Annotated in this window: 19 protein-coding genes; 2 read left to right on the top strand and 17 right to left on the bottom strand. The window is 39.0% G+C overall.

Annotation, left to right across the window (positions count from 1 at the left end):
* Nucleotides 1–5: 5 nt before the first annotated feature.
* From rplV to P0Y49_01585, 8 genes are all read right to left on the bottom strand, one after another.
* Nucleotides 6–365 (bottom strand): 50S ribosomal protein L22, encoded by a 360-nt coding sequence (rplV, locus tag P0Y49_01620; GenBank protein ID WEK19852.1) that lies wholly within the window; start codon nt 363–365, stop codon nt 6–8.
* A 7-nt stretch (nt 366–372) separates the two neighbouring features.
* A complete protein-coding gene (gene rpsS, locus P0Y49_01615; GenBank protein ID WEK19851.1) occupies nt 373–639 on the bottom strand; it encodes a 30S ribosomal protein S19 in 267 nt (88 codons plus the stop codon).
* Nucleotides 639–1,463 carry a 50S ribosomal protein L2 gene (gene rplB, locus P0Y49_01610; GenBank protein WEK19850.1) on the bottom strand — a complete coding sequence of 275 codons (825 nt, stop codon included), beginning with the start codon at nt 1,461–1,463 and terminating at the stop codon, nt 639–641. Before rplB ends, rpsS begins: the two co-directional genes overlap by 1 nt.
* 23 nt (nt 1,464–1,486) lie before the next feature.
* Nucleotides 1,487–1,777: a 50S ribosomal protein L23 gene (rplW, locus tag P0Y49_01605; protein ID WEK19849.1), complete on the bottom strand. Its 291-nt coding sequence runs from the start codon at nt 1,775–1,777 to the stop codon at nt 1,487–1,489.
* A gap of 1 nt (nt 1,778) precedes the next feature.
* A complete protein-coding gene (gene rplD, locus P0Y49_01600; protein WEK19848.1) occupies nt 1,779–2,408 on the bottom strand; it encodes a 50S ribosomal protein L4 in 630 nt (209 codons plus the stop codon).
* A gap of 4 nt (nt 2,409–2,412) precedes the next feature.
* A complete protein-coding gene (rplC, locus tag P0Y49_01595) occupies nt 2,413–3,030 on the bottom strand; it encodes a 50S ribosomal protein L3 (GenBank protein WEK19847.1) in 618 nt (205 codons plus the stop codon).
* Between the two features lie 181 nt (nt 3,031–3,211).
* The gene (locus P0Y49_01590) at nt 3,212–3,607 is read right to left on the bottom strand and encodes a DUF1634 domain-containing protein (GenBank protein ID WEK19846.1); all 396 of its coding nucleotides are present in this window, start codon (nt 3,605–3,607) and stop codon (nt 3,212–3,214) included.
* Nucleotides 3,604–4,440 carry a sulfite exporter TauE/SafE family protein gene (locus P0Y49_01585; protein WEK19845.1) on the bottom strand — a complete coding sequence of 279 codons (837 nt, stop codon included), beginning with the start codon at nt 4,438–4,440 and terminating at the stop codon, nt 3,604–3,606. Before P0Y49_01585 ends, P0Y49_01590 begins: the two co-directional genes overlap by 4 nt.
* Nucleotides 4,441–4,612: 172 nt before the next feature.
* On the opposite strand from P0Y49_01585, the gene P0Y49_01580 reads away from it, so the two are divergent.
* Nucleotides 4,613–5,212, top strand: a complete 600-nt coding sequence (locus P0Y49_01580; GenBank protein WEK19844.1) for a hypothetical protein — start codon at nt 4,613–4,615, stop codon at nt 5,210–5,212.
* Between the two features lie 76 nt (nt 5,213–5,288).
* Here the strand turns inward: P0Y49_01580 and rpsJ are convergent, their stop codons facing one another.
* From rpsJ to P0Y49_01550, 6 genes are all read right to left on the bottom strand, one after another.
* Nucleotides 5,289–5,594, bottom strand: a complete 306-nt coding sequence (gene rpsJ / locus P0Y49_01575) for a 30S ribosomal protein S10 (protein ID WEK19843.1) — start codon at nt 5,592–5,594, stop codon at nt 5,289–5,291.
* Between the two features lie 147 nt (nt 5,595–5,741).
* On the bottom strand, nt 5,742–7,856 hold the full coding sequence (gene fusA, locus P0Y49_01570; protein ID WEK19842.1) for an elongation factor G: 2,115 nt from the start codon (nt 7,854–7,856) through the stop codon (nt 5,742–5,744).
* A gap of 18 nt (nt 7,857–7,874) precedes the next feature.
* Complete coding sequence (gene rpsG / locus P0Y49_01565; protein WEK19841.1) at nt 7,875–8,342, bottom strand: 30S ribosomal protein S7; 468 nt, start codon at nt 8,340–8,342, stop codon at nt 7,875–7,877.
* A 16-nt stretch (nt 8,343–8,358) separates the two neighbouring features.
* Nucleotides 8,359–8,772, bottom strand: coding sequence for a 30S ribosomal protein S12 (rpsL, locus tag P0Y49_01560; GenBank protein WEK19840.1), 414 nt, complete (start codon nt 8,770–8,772; stop codon nt 8,359–8,361).
* A 168-nt stretch (nt 8,773–8,940) separates the two neighbouring features.
* On the bottom strand, nt 8,941–10,071 hold the full coding sequence (locus tag P0Y49_01555; protein WEK19839.1) for an acyloxyacyl hydrolase: 1,131 nt from the start codon (nt 10,069–10,071) through the stop codon (nt 8,941–8,943).
* A 31-nt stretch (nt 10,072–10,102) separates the two neighbouring features.
* Nucleotides 10,103–10,324 (bottom strand): VF530 family protein, encoded by a 222-nt coding sequence (locus P0Y49_01550; protein ID WEK19838.1) that lies wholly within the window; start codon nt 10,322–10,324, stop codon nt 10,103–10,105.
* A gap of 50 nt (nt 10,325–10,374) precedes the next feature.
* Between P0Y49_01550 and P0Y49_01545 the strand changes: the two genes are divergently transcribed.
* A complete protein-coding gene (locus P0Y49_01545) occupies nt 10,375–11,010 on the top strand; it encodes a hypothetical protein (protein ID WEK19837.1) in 636 nt (211 codons plus the stop codon).
* A gap of 129 nt (nt 11,011–11,139) precedes the next feature.
* Here the strand turns inward: P0Y49_01545 and P0Y49_01540 are convergent, their stop codons facing one another.
* The 3 genes from P0Y49_01540 to P0Y49_01530 form a co-directional block, all read right to left on the bottom strand.
* Nucleotides 11,140–13,107 (bottom strand): M1 family metallopeptidase, encoded by a 1,968-nt coding sequence (locus tag P0Y49_01540; protein ID WEK19836.1) that lies wholly within the window; start codon nt 13,105–13,107, stop codon nt 11,140–11,142.
* A gap of 71 nt (nt 13,108–13,178) precedes the next feature.
* Complete coding sequence (locus tag P0Y49_01535; protein WEK19835.1) at nt 13,179–13,916, bottom strand: carboxypeptidase-like regulatory domain-containing protein; 738 nt, start codon at nt 13,914–13,916, stop codon at nt 13,179–13,181.
* Between the two features lie 72 nt (nt 13,917–13,988).
* Entirely contained in the window at nt 13,989–14,336 is a 348-nt protein-coding gene (locus P0Y49_01530) for an arsenate reductase (GenBank protein ID WEK19834.1), read from the bottom strand.
* Nucleotides 14,337–14,433: the final 97 nt, after the last annotated feature.

Genomic DNA, 14,433 nt, shown 5'->3' with positions numbered 1-14,433 from the left:
GTTAATTAGTTTTGAGTTTCAACGTTTTTACTATCTACTACCAAAGTTACATGGTTTGAACGCTTACGTATTCTGTAACCACGTCCTTGAGGTGCTGGTCTTAATCTTTTTAACTGACGACCACCGCCTACCATTACCGTTTTCACGTATAACTGGTTTTCTTCAGGGCGAGAACCTTCATTTTTATTTTCCCAGTTTTTGATAGCTGATAATAATAGTTTCTCAACTCTTATTGCTGCATCTTTATTGGTGAACTTTAAAATATGTAAAGCTTTCTCAACACGCTCACCTCTGATAAGATCTACAACCAAACGCATCTTACGTGGTGAGGTTGGACAATTGTTTAATTTCGCTACTGCTTCCATCTCTTAATTATTTTTTCTTTTCAGAGTGACCCCTAAATGTTCTGGTTGGAGCAAACTCTCCCAGTTTATGACCAACCATGTTTTCTGTTACGTATACCGGTATAAATTTATTACCGTTATGCACTGCAAATGTATGTCCCACAAAATCTGGTGAGATCATTGATCTGCGAGACCAAGTTTTAATTACAGACTTCTTGCCTGAATCATTCATAGAGACTACTTTCTTCTCTACGTTATGGTCAATATAAGGTCCTTTTTTAATCGAACGAGCCATTATTTCTTCCTTTTCTCTATGATGAAACGATTTGAGTATTTTTTAAGTGTACGGGTTTTGAATCCTTTTGAGTATACACCATTTCTTGAACGAGGCTGACCTCCTGATGAGCGACCCTCACCACCACCCATAGGGTGATCTACCGGGTTCATCGCTACCGGACGTGTTCTCGGACGACGGCCTAACCAACGGCTACGACCAGCTTTACCCAATACTTCATTCGCATGATCTGAATTGGAAACAGCTCCGATTGTTGCTAAACAAGTAACTAAGATAGATCTTACTTCACCTGAAGGCATTTTCAATGTAGCATATTTACCATCACGAGCTGCCAATTGTGCATAAGCACCAGCGCTACGTGCCAACTGAGCACCACGACCTGGATTAATCTCCACATTGTGTACAATAGATCCCAAAGGAATATTGCTCAATTTTAAAGTATTTCCCACCTCAGGAGTTGCGGTATCACCCGACACTACCTTCTGCCCAACTTGCAAACCTTCCGGTGCAATAATATAACGCTTCTCGCCGTCTGCATAATGTAACAATGCAATACGTGCTGTACGGTTTGGATCGTACTCAACAGTAGCTACTGTTGCAGGAATATCAAACTTATCACGTTTAAAGTCAATTAAACGGTAAGATTTTTTGTGACCACCACCCATGTAGCGCATAGTCATCTTTCCTGTATTGTTACGTCCTCCCGATTTCTTAGAAGATACAACCAATGATTTTTCGGGCTTGGTTGCTGTAATCTCCGTAAAGCTGGCACCAACTCTAAAGCGGGTACCCGGAGTAACTGGTTTAAATTTTCTTAAGCCCATAGTTATAAATTATTCAATTCTTATTAAATATTCGAGTAATAATCAATTGTCTCACCTGCAGCCAGGGTTACAATCGCTTTCTTGTATTTCGGGCTACGTCCCGTAACTAATCCGCCTTTAGTATTTCTGGACTTAATTTTACCATTTACAACCATTGTGTTAATGGCTAAAACGTTAACGCCGTACATTTTTTCTATGGCTCCCTTAATCTGCAATTTATTTGCTTTAGGTTCTACTTTAAAAGTAAAGCGATTAGACTTCTCTGTTAATGCAGAAGCTTTCTCTGTTAATATTGGTTTCTTTAAAAATTCCATATTACTTGGCAAACGCCTCCTCGATTGTTTTAACAGAATCCGCAGTTAACAAAAGTTTGCCACAGTTTAATACATCATAAGTATTTAACTGATCTGCAGTAATTACTTTCACTTTCTGAATGTTTCTGCTTGATAAATAGATATTGTTATTTTGTGTAGGTAAAACCAACAATGTCTTTTCGTTAGTCAAGTTTAATGCACTAACCAAATTGATATAGTTTTTAGTTTTGATCGAATCAAAAGTAAAATCTTCTAAAACCACAACATTGTTGTCTTGAGCCTTATATGATAAAGCAGACTTACGTGCTAATGATTTTAATTTTTTGTTCAATTTGAAGCTATAGTCACGTGGCTGAGGGCCAAATACACGACCACCACCGTTGAACAATGGAGATTTAATACTTCCGGCGCGAGCACCACCAGTACCTTTTTGTTTATATAGTTTACGGGTTGAACCAGCAATCTCATTACGTTGTTTAGACTTGTGAGTACCTTGACGTTGATTAGCCAAATACTGTTTAACATCTAAATAAATTGCGTGGTCAACAGGCGTTATGCCAAATACCGACTCAGGGAGTTGCACCTTGGCACCTGTCTCTTTTCCTGAAATGTTTAATACTTTAACTTCCATCTGCTTACTTATCTAAGATTACGTAAGAACCCTTAGCTCCTGGAACGGAACCACTAACTACAACTAGATTTTGATCAGCATAAACTTTCAAAACTTGTAAGTTCTGAACTTTCACTCTGTCACCACCCATTCTACCCGCCATACGCATACCTTTAAATACACGAGAAGGATACGAAGCAGCACCCAATGAACCTGGCGCACGCATCCTGTTGTGCTGTCCGTGAGTTTGCCCACCAACACCACCGAAACCATGACGTTTTACAACACCCTGGAAACCTTTACCTTTTGACGTACCAACTACATCCACAAAATCACCTTCGTTGAAGATACTCACCGTTACAGTATCACCTAAGCTAAGTGATTCTTCAAACGGCTCAAACTCAACCAATTTACGTTTTGGGGTAGTGCTTGCTTTCGCAAAGTGGCCTTTAAGAGGCATGGTAGTGTTCTTTTCTTTGGCTTCGTCGAAACCTAACTGAACTGAAACGTAACCGTCTTTCTCTTCGGTCTTTACCTGTGTTACAACACAAGGTCCAGCTTCGATCACAGTACATGGTATGTTTTTACCATCCGCGTCGAATATGCTGGTCATTCCTACTTTTTTTCCAATAATACCTGACATTTTCTTTTTTTAATTTAACACCCATCGAAGCAGTAGGGCTTCGTTCAAGGTGGATACACATCCCACTTAAGGGAGGGCAAAAATAAGAAAGAAATCTTAATTTTCAAATAGTTAGCTAAATATTTTTCAAATAATCGCTAAAAATTTGTTTTCACTGGGTAGCACACAATTAAAGCTAGTTTTAACCAACTAAATTGTCGCTTAAACTATATAAGATAATGGATAAAACCATTAAACCAATCAAAACATACATATAATCCCGCTCAATCAGGAAACTGAAAACCGAAAAAACAACCCTGGCTATCGGCGTAAAAATCAACAATAAAGTGCCAAATTGAATAATTGCGGCCCCATCCATAGTGGTCAATCCATTAAAAATTGCAGCAATAGAAGAGAACCCCGACTTCCCGGAATCAAACTTACTATAATCAACCACATTTGCATGGTTAAAAAACAGATAAATAAGTCCCCCTATAAACACAACCGTCATAGAAGAAATCACTCCTACCCTAAGCAGGGTACCCAAAATAACCTGTATATCTTTGTCGGCAAAAAAATTCTTACTCTCCTTTATCATAACCTACCAGATAATCCATTATAAATCATTTGAATTGCTAAAAAAGTAACCACAACCGCAAATACCACTTTTAGCTTATCCGTTTTAGTTCTAACCAATATTTTCGATCCAATGGTAGCCCCAAGTAATACCCCCACAGTTACAGGCATTGCTATTCCCGGATCAATCTGTCCCCTGTGAAGATAAACGATCGCACTTGCAGCCGCAGTTACACCCATCATAAAGTTACTTGTGGTAGTTGATACCTTAAACGGAATTCTCATGATATTATCCATAGCGATGACTTTCAATGCACCCGAACCAATCCCAAGTAAACCAGATATGATGCCCGCAACAAACATCATTAAAAATCCTCCAATCACATTGTGTACAGCATATTTCTTAACACCACCATCGACAGGATAAGTACCATTCAGCTTAAAAAATACAGCCAGATTCCCAGAAGTATCATTATCAGAATGATCTACTTTCTTACGAACCATCATCACGGCAGAAAACAAAAGGATCAAGCCGAAAATAACAGCAATATAGCTTGGATTAATAAAAACAGTTACTATCGCACCAATAATTGCACTTATAGTAGTGGCAATCTCTAAAAACATCCCAATCCGGATATTTGTGATCCCCTCCTTAACATATGCAGCAGCAGAACCCGATGAAGTAGCAATTACAGATATGATCGATGCACCTATTGCATAATGAATATCAACACCCAGTCCAAGTGTTAACAATGGAATAATGATTACCCCACCACCCAGGCCTGTAAGCGAGCCCACCAATCCGGCCAAAAAAGCCCCTATCAAAACTATAATTGTAAATAGTAATACCGACATTGCTGCAAATATACTATCTACAACCAGAACACAATAAAATTAAAATATCATTGTTAAATTAGACATAAACCAATACCCATATGATGAAACCATCATGAGTAAAAACACACAAGCAGCGATGAATATTACTCATGATAGCTTCATTACAATTAAAAAACAAAATTATATTCCAATGAAAAAAGTAATACTCCCTATTCTTTCGGCTTTAATACTGAGCTTCACTGCTCAGGGCCAGTTAACAAATGATTCCACTAAAGTCGACCCAAGCTTAAAAGGACAATACCAACTGATGCTTGCAAAATCTAAATCTATAAACGGATATAAACTTGTAAATCCGAACAGGATGAACGCCTTCTGGCAAAGCCTTAGCGACACCCTCATAACAACACGCAAGCAACTTGCAGGCGCTAACCAAAAGCTTAAAGATCATGAAAAAAGTATCGCAGATTTAAAAAATCAGATCAGTGGAAAAGAAAGTGCACTAGCCGGCACAAACGCAAAAGTAAACGAGATCAATTTCCTCGGGATATCATTTACCAAATCAAACTACAACACCATTGTATGGAGTTTGATAATTGGCCTGGCTGCTGCCCTAGCCTTCGTCATCCTGAGATCTGCTAAACACATCCATGAAGCAAAATACCGTAGCACCCTATATGAGGAAATCGCTCAGGAATATCAATCCTATAAAACTAAGGCAAATGATAAGGAGAAAAAACTAGCGAGGGAACTCCAGGATGAACGCAACAAACTTGACGAATTAAAAAACTGAGGTAAATAAACAATTACAAAAAGAAAAGCCTTCCCGAAATGATCAGGAAGGCTTTTCTTTTTAACTGTCAATATAGTTAAACTTTAATTTCTACTTCAACACCGCTAGGTAATTCAAGTTTCATTAATGCATCAACTGTTTTTGAGTTAGAGCTATAAATATCTAACAAACGCTTGTAAGCACATAATTGAAATTGCTCACGTGCTTTTTTGTTCACGTGTGGTGAACGCAAAACAGTGAAAATTTTCTTTTCTGTAGGCAACGGAATAGGTCCGCTAACCACTGCACCCGTAGGTTTAACAGTTTTTACGATTTTCTCAGCAGATTTATCTACCAGATTATAATCGTAAGATTTTAATTTGATTCTGATTCTTTGGCTCATGATATTTAAAATTACGACCAATGTTAGAGCTATTAATAACAAGGGTCAGATTTATCTTTTAGATTAAGAAGGAAGGAACAAGGAATAAAGACCATAATGCATAAACACCATATCTTTTATCCTTGCTCTTTATTCCTTCATCTATAATTATTCTACCGACTTGATTCTACCTTTTGATTTAGCAATTACTTCATCCTGTACGTTTTTAGGAGCTGGTTCGTAGTGATCAAACTCCATTGTAGAAGTTGCACGACCAGAAGTAATGGTACGTAACTGGGTTACATAACCAAACATCTCAGAAAGAGGTACAGTTGCTTTAATTACCTGAGCACCATTACGTGTATCCATACCTAAAAGCTGACCACGACGACGGTTCATATCACCGATTACATCACCCATGTTTTCTTCAGGGGTAAGGATCTCGATTTTCATGATAGGCTCCATCAATACTGGACTACATTTAGGTAATGCCTCACGGTAAGCCATTTTAGCAGCAAGCTCAAATGATAAAGCATCTGAATCGACTGCGTGGAATGAACCATCAATTAAGCGAACTTTCATGTCTGGAAGTGGATATCCAGCCAATACTCCATTAGCCATTGAAGCCGCAAAACCTTTCTCAACTGAAGGAATAAATTCACGAGGAATAGCACCACCAGTGATTTCGTTTACGAATTGTAAACCACCTTTTTCAAAGTCAGCATCGATTGGAGAAATAACAACCTGGATATCCGCGAATTTACCACGACCACCTGATTGTTTTTTATAAGTCTCACGATGTTGAACACTACCGTGGATTGCTTCTTTGTAAGCAACCTGAGGAGCACCTTGGTTAACCTCAACTTTAAACTCACGTCTTAAGCGGTCAATCAAGATATCTAAGTGAAGCTCACCCATACCAGAGATTACAGTCTGACCAGTTTCCTGATCTGTCTGAACTCTGAATGTAGGATCCTCTTCTGCAAGTTTACCAAGACCAATACCCAATTTATCAACATCAGCCTGAGTTTTTGGCTCAATAGCTAAACCGATAACTGGCTCAGGGAAATCCATAGACTCAAGAATGATCGGATTTTTCTCATCACAAAGTGTATCACCTGTTTTGATATCTTTAAATCCTACTACAGCAGCAATATCACCAGCACCTACGTTAGGAATTGGGTTTTGCTTGTTAGCATGCATTTGGAAGATACGAGAAATACGCTCTTTGCTCTCAGAACGTGCGTTATAAACGTACGAACCTGCTTCTAAGTTACCTGAGTAAACACGGATAAAACACAAACGACCTACGAAAGGATCCGTTGCAATTTTAAATGCTAAAGCTGCAAAAGGCTCGTTTACATCTGGTTGACGGGTTACTTCTGCACCTGTTTCAGGATTGGTACCAGTGATACCATCAACATCCATTGGCGAAGGCAATAGCTCCATTACCAAATCCAACATGGTTTGAACACCTTTGTTTTTGAAAGATGAACCACAAACCATAGGAACGATTTTTGCATCTAAAGTTGCTTTACGCAATGCATCAAGAATCTCACGCTCAGTGATTGAGTTAGGATCATCAAAGAATTTCTCCATTAATGACTCATCATAATCAGCAACAGCTTCTAATAAATTCTCTCTCCACTCAGCAACCTCACCTAACATATCATCGGGAATAGGCACTTCAGTAAAGGTCATACCTTTATCATGCTCATTCCAAACAATACCACGGTTGTTAATCAAATCAACAACCCCTTTAAAGCTATCTTCAGAACCGATTGGTAATTGCAAAGGAACTGCATGGCTACCCAGCATGTCTCTTACTTGTTTAACAACTTTTAAGAAGTCAGCTCCTGAACGGTCCATTTTGTTAACAAAACCGATACGTGGAACTGCATAGTTGTTAGCTAAACGCCAGTTAGTTTCAGATTGAGGCTCAACACCATCAACAGCTGAAAATAAAAACACCAATCCATCCAAAACACGTAATGAACGGTTTACCTCTACGGTAAAATCCACGTGTCCAGGAGTATCGATAACGTTTACCTGATATTTGTTACCGCGGTAAGGCCAGAAAACAGTAGTAGCAGCAGACGTGATGGTTATCCCACGTTCAGCCTCTTGTACCATCCAGTCCATGGTAGATGCACCTTCGTGAACCTCACCAAGCTTGTGGTTTACCCCAGCATAATAAAGAATACGCTCAGTTGTTGTGGTTTTACCCGCATCAATGTGAGCCGCAATTCCAATATTTCTTGTAAATTTTAAATCTCTTGACATTTTATGATTCTCTAATAATTAGAAACGGAAATGAGAGAACGCTTTGTTGGCTTCAGCCATTTTATGCGTATCTTCTTTTTTCTTCACTGCTGCACCTTCACCTTTAGCTGCTGAAACGATTTCACCTGCTAATTTCTCTTTCATTGTTTTTTCACCACGTTTGCGTGCATATGAAATTAACCATTTCATGCCTAAAGCAATCTTACGGTCAGGTCTAACCTCTGTAGGAACCTGAAAGTTAGCACCACCAACACGGCGTGACTTAACCTCTACTGCAGGCATTACATTAGTTAAAGCACGTTTCCATACTTCTAATCCATTCTCACCAGCTTTTTTCTCTGCCAATTCTACAGCATCATAAAAAATTGAATAAGCGATAGATTTCTTTCCGTCAAACATCATGTTGTTTACGAAACGGGTCACCTGAACATCGTTAAATTTCGGATCAGGAAGAATGATTCTCTTTTTTGGTTTTGACTTTCTCATTTTGTTTTCCTCCTAATTATTTCTTTTTACCTTTTGTTGGTGCCGCAGCTACTTGTCCTGGCTTAGGACGTTTTGTTCCGTATTTAGAACGACGTTGGTTACGACCAGCAACACCTGAAGTATCTAATGCTCCACGGATGATGTGATAACGTACACCTGGCAAATCTTTAACACGACCACCACGGATCAATACGATTGAGTGCTCCTGTAGGTTGTGACCTTCTCCAGGGATGTAAGCATTAACCTCTTTACCATTGGTTAAACGTACACGCGCAACTTTACGCATTGCTGAGTTTGGTTTTTTAGGGGTAGTGGTATATACACGTGTACATACACCTCTTCGCTGTGGACAGCTGTCCAACGCCGGAGACTTACTCTTGAACTCCAGTGCTACTCTACCTTTTCTAACTAATTGTTGAATGGTTGGCATTGTTCTTTTTTTGTTTTTCTATTAATGTTTAAAAACTTTACCCCTCAATAAGGGACTGCAAAGGTAAGACAATACATTTTATAAATCAAGGGGTTAACACAAATTTAATCCCTTAAAAGACAAAGGCATAATTACATACCCAAATTTCTATCACTAAATCTAATTTTTTTAGGGCGTAACAATCAATCCAAACCCTACAAAATCGGCTTCAGTTTGATGCAAATACATTTTAGCCTGAACAGCTAGCCGCTCCATAATTTGATACTTCAATCCGGCAGTCCAATAGGTCTTCATATCCTTCAGACTATTGTAATGCAAATAATAACCATATTTAGTCATCACCCCCAATCTACCCAGCCACAAATCTGGTCCGATAGCCGCTCCTACCCGCCATCGGTCAAACGAGCTTGCTTTAGATTGAAAAGTTTCCTCATTCCTCAGCGGATCATAAATAGTATGGTAATAAACGGCATCTACTCCTGCACCCAAAGCAAGAACAGGGTTCAGTCTATAATTGTACCCCGCATATAAACCAGTCTTATACAAGCCATCTTTACTCCTGTACACTCCACGTCGCCCGATATTAACCCCAAAATCCACACTATGCTTTTTGTATTCCGCAGGGTTTCTAGAGGATACAGTATCATTAACAGTCTTCCTCACATTCAATGACTGGGCAATCCCCAAACTAACACTGCTCACATTCATCCCATTGTTTGGCACCCTAATCGCCGCATTAGAAAAATGGAGAACGTCTATCCCGGCCAATAGCTTTGTGGATGACCCAATTTGAGTAGCTAATTTTAATGCAATCCGCGACGAAAAATTGAGATGACTACCTACCAGTATATTTTCATTGGTAAACCAGGTTTCCCCCAAATACCCAAATCCAAATCCTGGCGTAAGCAGCAACTCGGTTCCTTTTATCTTTAATAACGAAAAGTTAAGTGCAGCGATCAGTGCATATGAATCCCCAAACCTATTCGGCCTCGGATCTGACACCATTACAATGTCGCTCATATTCTTATAATTGAAAACCAGATCAAGACTTTTCAAATTCAAAAGCTTCATCCATGGCCTGGGGTGGGCAATAGTATTCATATGGTAAATCAACTCACCCCCATATGCTGTACCACGCAATTTATGCTCAGCTGTAAATGCCCCTACAGAAACCTGGGGAGAGAATTCAATACTACTTCGAACATCCCCCACTTCCTGCGCCTGTAAATTACCGGCAGCGACCAGGAAACCTAAAAAGAAAAGAGAAAAATAAAGATTAACTGATCTTGGGAGGTTCATTTTAAAAACTACTTCACCGCAATATAGGAGATTAATGAAAAGTATTCAAGTATAATTTTTCTACTTTTTTTCGCGCCCAATCTGTCTTACGCAAGAATTTCAAACTTGATTTAAGTGTTGGATTGTTATTAAAACAATCAATCCTAACCAACATCCCCATCTCTTCCCAGCCATAGTGCCATACCAACTGCTTCAATATAAATTCAAGCGTCTTGCCATGTAGTGGATTGTTTATCTGTTCTCGTGCTGCCATAGTGCAAAAATAATAAGAATAACTAAATTTGTACGAAATACAACAATATTATGGATTTAAAACTGGGTGACTTTGTTCGTTTTGTAGACGAAAACATTGAAGGGTATATTACCCGGATTATTGATAAAGATACCATTGGAGTAACAGACTCAAATGATTTTGAAATCCCTGTTCTGGCTACCAAAGTAACATTGGTGCATGGTGATATCACCGACAACGATGTGGTGACAAATAAACCCAACATAGTTGTCCCGGAGGCCCAGTTCAAAAAAGACGGTATTTATCTGGCTTTGGTTACTGATCAACATAGCAGCTCAGTAGCGCATTTTCACCTTGTCAACGAAACATCTTACCAGCTCTTAGCCAGCCTGAGCACAGAAAAACAGGAAACTTTTAAAGGAGAATTTGCGGGGATTATTGCTCCCAATACAACTAAAAAGATCTACTCAGCCCAACTGGGTGATATTCAGATCTGGCCTAAATTCAGATTGGAAATATTAACCAATACGCCAGCAAACGTAGAGCCTAAAACCCCAATTATTTTTCACAAAAGCATTAAAGGAAAAGACCTTTCCGTTGCCAAAGAAGAAATCACCCTCCTTAAACAAAAAGGCTGGTTAATTAAACTCGAAGAACCAGAAGCAATAATTGATGCAGAAAAGCTGAAAGCCAGCTTCTTTAAGTAATAGTCAAAATTAGCCATTCTATTCATAGTCTGGAATCTTTTACCGATGAAGAATCGGAAAATCTTCCTAGGCCTATTCATAGAAGGCAAATTTTGTTTCAAGCATGATGCATATGAGAGAATGCAAATGTTAATTTCCTCTCCAAATATTATTACTGTCATCAACATCCGGCAAAACATGTTTTGGATCTAAAACAACCGAAACAACTTCTTCATTTGTCGGATAATATACCGTCCAGGTTTTATTCCTCATCCATACATCGACAGGAATTTTAATCAAATCAGTCTTACCACTCTTTGTTTTAATCTCCATAATGATAGGCATAGGCATTTTTTCCAAATTAGCTACCACAATATTATAACCAGTAACCACTCCACCATCTTTAACTTCTTTAACACCAGCAATTGCCTGATCCATTTTCCAGTTCTCTAAAAACCAGCCTCTCCAAAACCACGAAAGATCTTCACCAGCCCCATTCTCCATAGAGCGGAAAAAATCAAATGGCGTCGGATGCTTAAAGGCCCATTGAGAGATATAATTTTTAAAAGCATAATCAAAACGATCAGCCCCCAGAATCTCGTTTCTTAAAAGATCTAGTCCCCAAGCCGGTTTGTAATAAAGATTTATACCAATATTCTCTTCCCTCATAGCATCCGGAGTCAACATAATATATTCCAAGTCCGGTGATGCAAGTCTTTTAGCAACAGCATGCATATCCACAGGATTACTTTTATATTCCCCTTTATTAAAGGCTTCAGATGATAAGCCATTAATGAAAGTATTCAATCCTTCATCCATCCAGCCATACTTACGTTCATTACTTCCTACGATCATAGGAAACCAGGTATGTCCAAATTCATGATCAATTACGCCCCATGTACTTGCACCTTTAGCAGTCCAGCCACAAAATACAATACCCGGATATTCCATACCCCCAACATTACACGCTACATTAACAGCCATTGGATAAGGATACTCAAACCATTTACCAGAATAATACTCTACCGAAGTTTTTACGTATTCTACTCCCCTGCCATAACTATCCTTCCCATTACTTTCAACCGGCTGAGCCGAAACTGCAAGCGACTTTTTACCACTGGGTAAATTGATGCGAGCAGCATCAAGTACAAATGCCTTCGAAGAAGCCCAAGCCACATCCCGCGCGTTTTTGATTTTAAATCTCCAGGTAAGTTTATCTTTCGCCGGACGGGATTTCACATCTGTCACCTCTGATTCGGATCTGATTGCTATTGTTTTATTACTTAATTTTGCAGCCTCCCACCGTTTTAATTGTTCAGCTGTAAATACTTCTTGTGGGTTCAGCAACTCACCCGACCCCATTACAATATGACTAGCAGGCGCCGTTACTGTAAAATCTACATCGCCATATTCACAATAAAACTCGCCAGCTCCCCAGTAAGGCAATGTATTCCATCCAAGTACATCATCATAAACACACATTCTCGGAAACCACTGCGCGATGGTAAATATCTCTCCATTCTTTGTAGTCAGGTGTCCCATCCTGTCCGAGCCATTAATAGGAATAATAAAGGAAAAATTCATCTTGATTGAGATGACATCCCCATTGGCTTCCATTGGCGCGGCTAAGCGAATCTGCATGCGGGTATCCTCTGTAAGCGTAGTAAATTTTACCGGCTTCATTTTTTGAGACACGGTAATTCCATCTATTTTATAACCACCCTCTAGCTTTTCGCCTCTCGAACCATAACGGCTACCCGAGGCAATCAAAGCATTACCACGAGAATCCGTAGAAAACAAATTCTGGTCTAATTGTAACCATAAAAAAGGCAATCGATCCGGACTATTATTTTTATAGGTAATTGTAACAGTTCCCGACACCGTATTTTTTGCTTCGTCAAGATTTGCAGCGATGCTATAATCTGCACGGTTCTGCCAATACTTTGGGCCGGGAGTCCCACTGGCTGATCGGTATTCATTCCCATTTTGTGTATAAAACAAGGGACCAAAAGCAGCATGAGGATCATAGTTACTTGCGGGAAGGTTACCTTGCTGTGCAAAACCGGTGAAACACCATACACATAGCAAAGCACATAATAATGTGGATTTATGAATCATATTAAATTGTTAGTTACAATTTAATAAAGATATAAAATGAAATGCGATCCGTCTATATTGTAACGGTTTTATTAATCGGCCTTTAGTTTGGGTATTGATGAGATCTTTCTTTCTTCGGGAGACAATTTTAACCAGGCATGATAAGCCTTAACTGTATAATAAGCATAATTAAAAGGCCTTTCGCTTTTCACCAACTCTTCAGGGGGTCTGTACATAGCCATAAAGTTCCTTAGATCATCTCCTTTAAGTTTTACCAGATCCGAGACATACGCTTCAGTAAAAACAGCATTGATCTCGGCCTGATACCGGTCTCGCTCCTCCAGCAATCTAATCTTTTCCTGTTGCCGCCTGTACTTTCCATAACCAAGATTAAAAAGTAATCCCCCTGCCCTATCATTATTACCCTTCCCCTGAAGACCATCTGTAGCAACACGTGTAAAAGGTCTTGCCAAGGGGTCCGGAGCTAAAATAGAAGGGTTAATTTTTGCCCCTACAATCTCAACCTCTCTTAATGTAGTTGAACTACTCGGAAGGAATACAATTTTCGACTCCAGATTAATTAAAAACAAAGTATCTGTATGGTAACCTGTCAATGAAAACTCCAGCAAATCGCCTACTTTAGCAGGGATGGTAAATTGCCCCGCTGCCTTGGTTACGACAGACTGACTATTGCTTAGATTGCTCACCTTAACATTTTGCAATGGGAAGGTTTTGTTATCATAATCATAGATATTACCCGAAACGGTGCCCTGTGCCATTATTTTAAATGGAACAACAAAGATCAGGAACAAGAGCAGATTTTTAAGCATAATCAAATGTAGGGCTGTTTATTAGGTAAATATATAATTTAACAAACTTTAACAGGAAAAGTTTTACAGTACTTACCTCAATACAGCAGCATATTGATCTTCGTTAAAACTGATCAATACCGGCTTTCCATCAACCTCAATTACTGGACGTTTAATGGCGCTATTGTGCTGAAGCAAAACCTCAACAGCTGTCTTTTGATCTTTTACCATTTGCTGTACATCAGGGCTCAATTTCTTCCAGGTAGTCCCTTTTTTGTTTAAGACAGTTTCCCATCCAAAAACTTCACACCACTCATTGAGTTTTTCAGCAGTAATGCCTTTCTTCTTGAAATCATGAAACTCAGGATTAAATCCATTTTCGTCCAGCCATGTCCTGGCCTTTTTTACAGTATTGCAATTTGGTATTCCGTATACGATCATATCCACAAAATTAAAATTTAATTCATCACATTTTTAAAGGGTTTCATCACATTTTAAAATTTCAAAGCAATAGGGTGCGTATTATTGCACCATAAAG

Source organism: Candidatus Pedobacter colombiensis, assembly GCA_029202485.1.
Lineage (GTDB): Bacteria > Bacteroidota > Bacteroidia > Sphingobacteriales > Sphingobacteriaceae > Pedobacter > Pedobacter colombiensis.
This window is presented reverse-complemented; position numbering and strand designations above follow the sequence as displayed.

Bases quoted from the DNA above. Each gene is read 5' to 3' on its own strand.
- P0Y49_01550 (WEK19838.1), bottom strand. From the start codon at position 10,324: ATGGCAGCACGAGAACAGATAAACAATCCACTACATGGCAAGACGCTT.
- fusA (WEK19842.1), bottom strand. From the start codon at position 7,856: ATGTCAAGAGATTTAAAATTTACAAGAAATATTGGAATTGCGGCTCAC.
- rplV (WEK19852.1), bottom strand. From the start codon at position 365: ATGGAAGCAGTAGCGAAATTAAACAATTGTCCAACCTCACCACGTAAG.
- P0Y49_01535 (WEK19835.1), bottom strand. From the start codon at position 13,916: ATGCTTAAAAATCTGCTCTTGTTCCTGATCTTTGTTGTTCCATTTAAA.
- P0Y49_01545 (WEK19837.1), top strand. From the start codon at position 10,375: ATGGATTTAAAACTGGGTGACTTTGTTCGTTTTGTAGACGAAAACATT.
- P0Y49_01590 (WEK19846.1), bottom strand. From the start codon at position 3,607: ATGATAAAGGAGAGTAAGAATTTTTTTGCCGACAAAGATATACAGGTT.
- rpsL (WEK19840.1), bottom strand. From the start codon at position 8,772: ATGCCAACCATTCAACAATTAGTTAGAAAAGGTAGAGTAGCACTGGAG.
- rpsJ (WEK19843.1), bottom strand. From the start codon at position 5,594: ATGAGCCAAAGAATCAGAATCAAATTAAAATCTTACGATTATAATCTG.
- P0Y49_01540 (WEK19836.1), bottom strand. From the start codon at position 13,107: ATGATTCATAAATCCACATTATTATGTGCTTTGCTATGTGTATGGTGT.
- P0Y49_01580 (WEK19844.1), top strand. From the start codon at position 4,613: ATGAAAAAAGTAATACTCCCTATTCTTTCGGCTTTAATACTGAGCTTC.
- P0Y49_01555 (WEK19839.1), bottom strand. From the start codon at position 10,071: ATGAACCTCCCAAGATCAGTTAATCTTTATTTTTCTCTTTTCTTTTTA.
- rplC (WEK19847.1), bottom strand. From the start codon at position 3,030: ATGTCAGGTATTATTGGAAAAAAAGTAGGAATGACCAGCATATTCGAC.
- P0Y49_01585 (WEK19845.1), bottom strand. From the start codon at position 4,440: ATGTCGGTATTACTATTTACAATTATAGTTTTGATAGGGGCTTTTTTG.
- rplD (WEK19848.1), bottom strand. From the start codon at position 2,408: ATGGAAGTTAAAGTATTAAACATTTCAGGAAAAGAGACAGGTGCCAAG.
- rpsG (WEK19841.1), bottom strand. From the start codon at position 8,342: ATGAGAAAGTCAAAACCAAAAAAGAGAATCATTCTTCCTGATCCGAAA.
- rplB (WEK19850.1), bottom strand. From the start codon at position 1,463: ATGGGCTTAAGAAAATTTAAACCAGTTACTCCGGGTACCCGCTTTAGA.
- rpsS (WEK19851.1), bottom strand. From the start codon at position 639: ATGGCTCGTTCGATTAAAAAAGGACCTTATATTGACCATAACGTAGAG.
- P0Y49_01530 (WEK19834.1), bottom strand. From the start codon at position 14,336: ATGATCGTATACGGAATACCAAATTGCAATACTGTAAAAAAGGCCAGG.
- rplW (WEK19849.1), bottom strand. From the start codon at position 1,777: ATGGAATTTTTAAAGAAACCAATATTAACAGAGAAAGCTTCTGCATTA.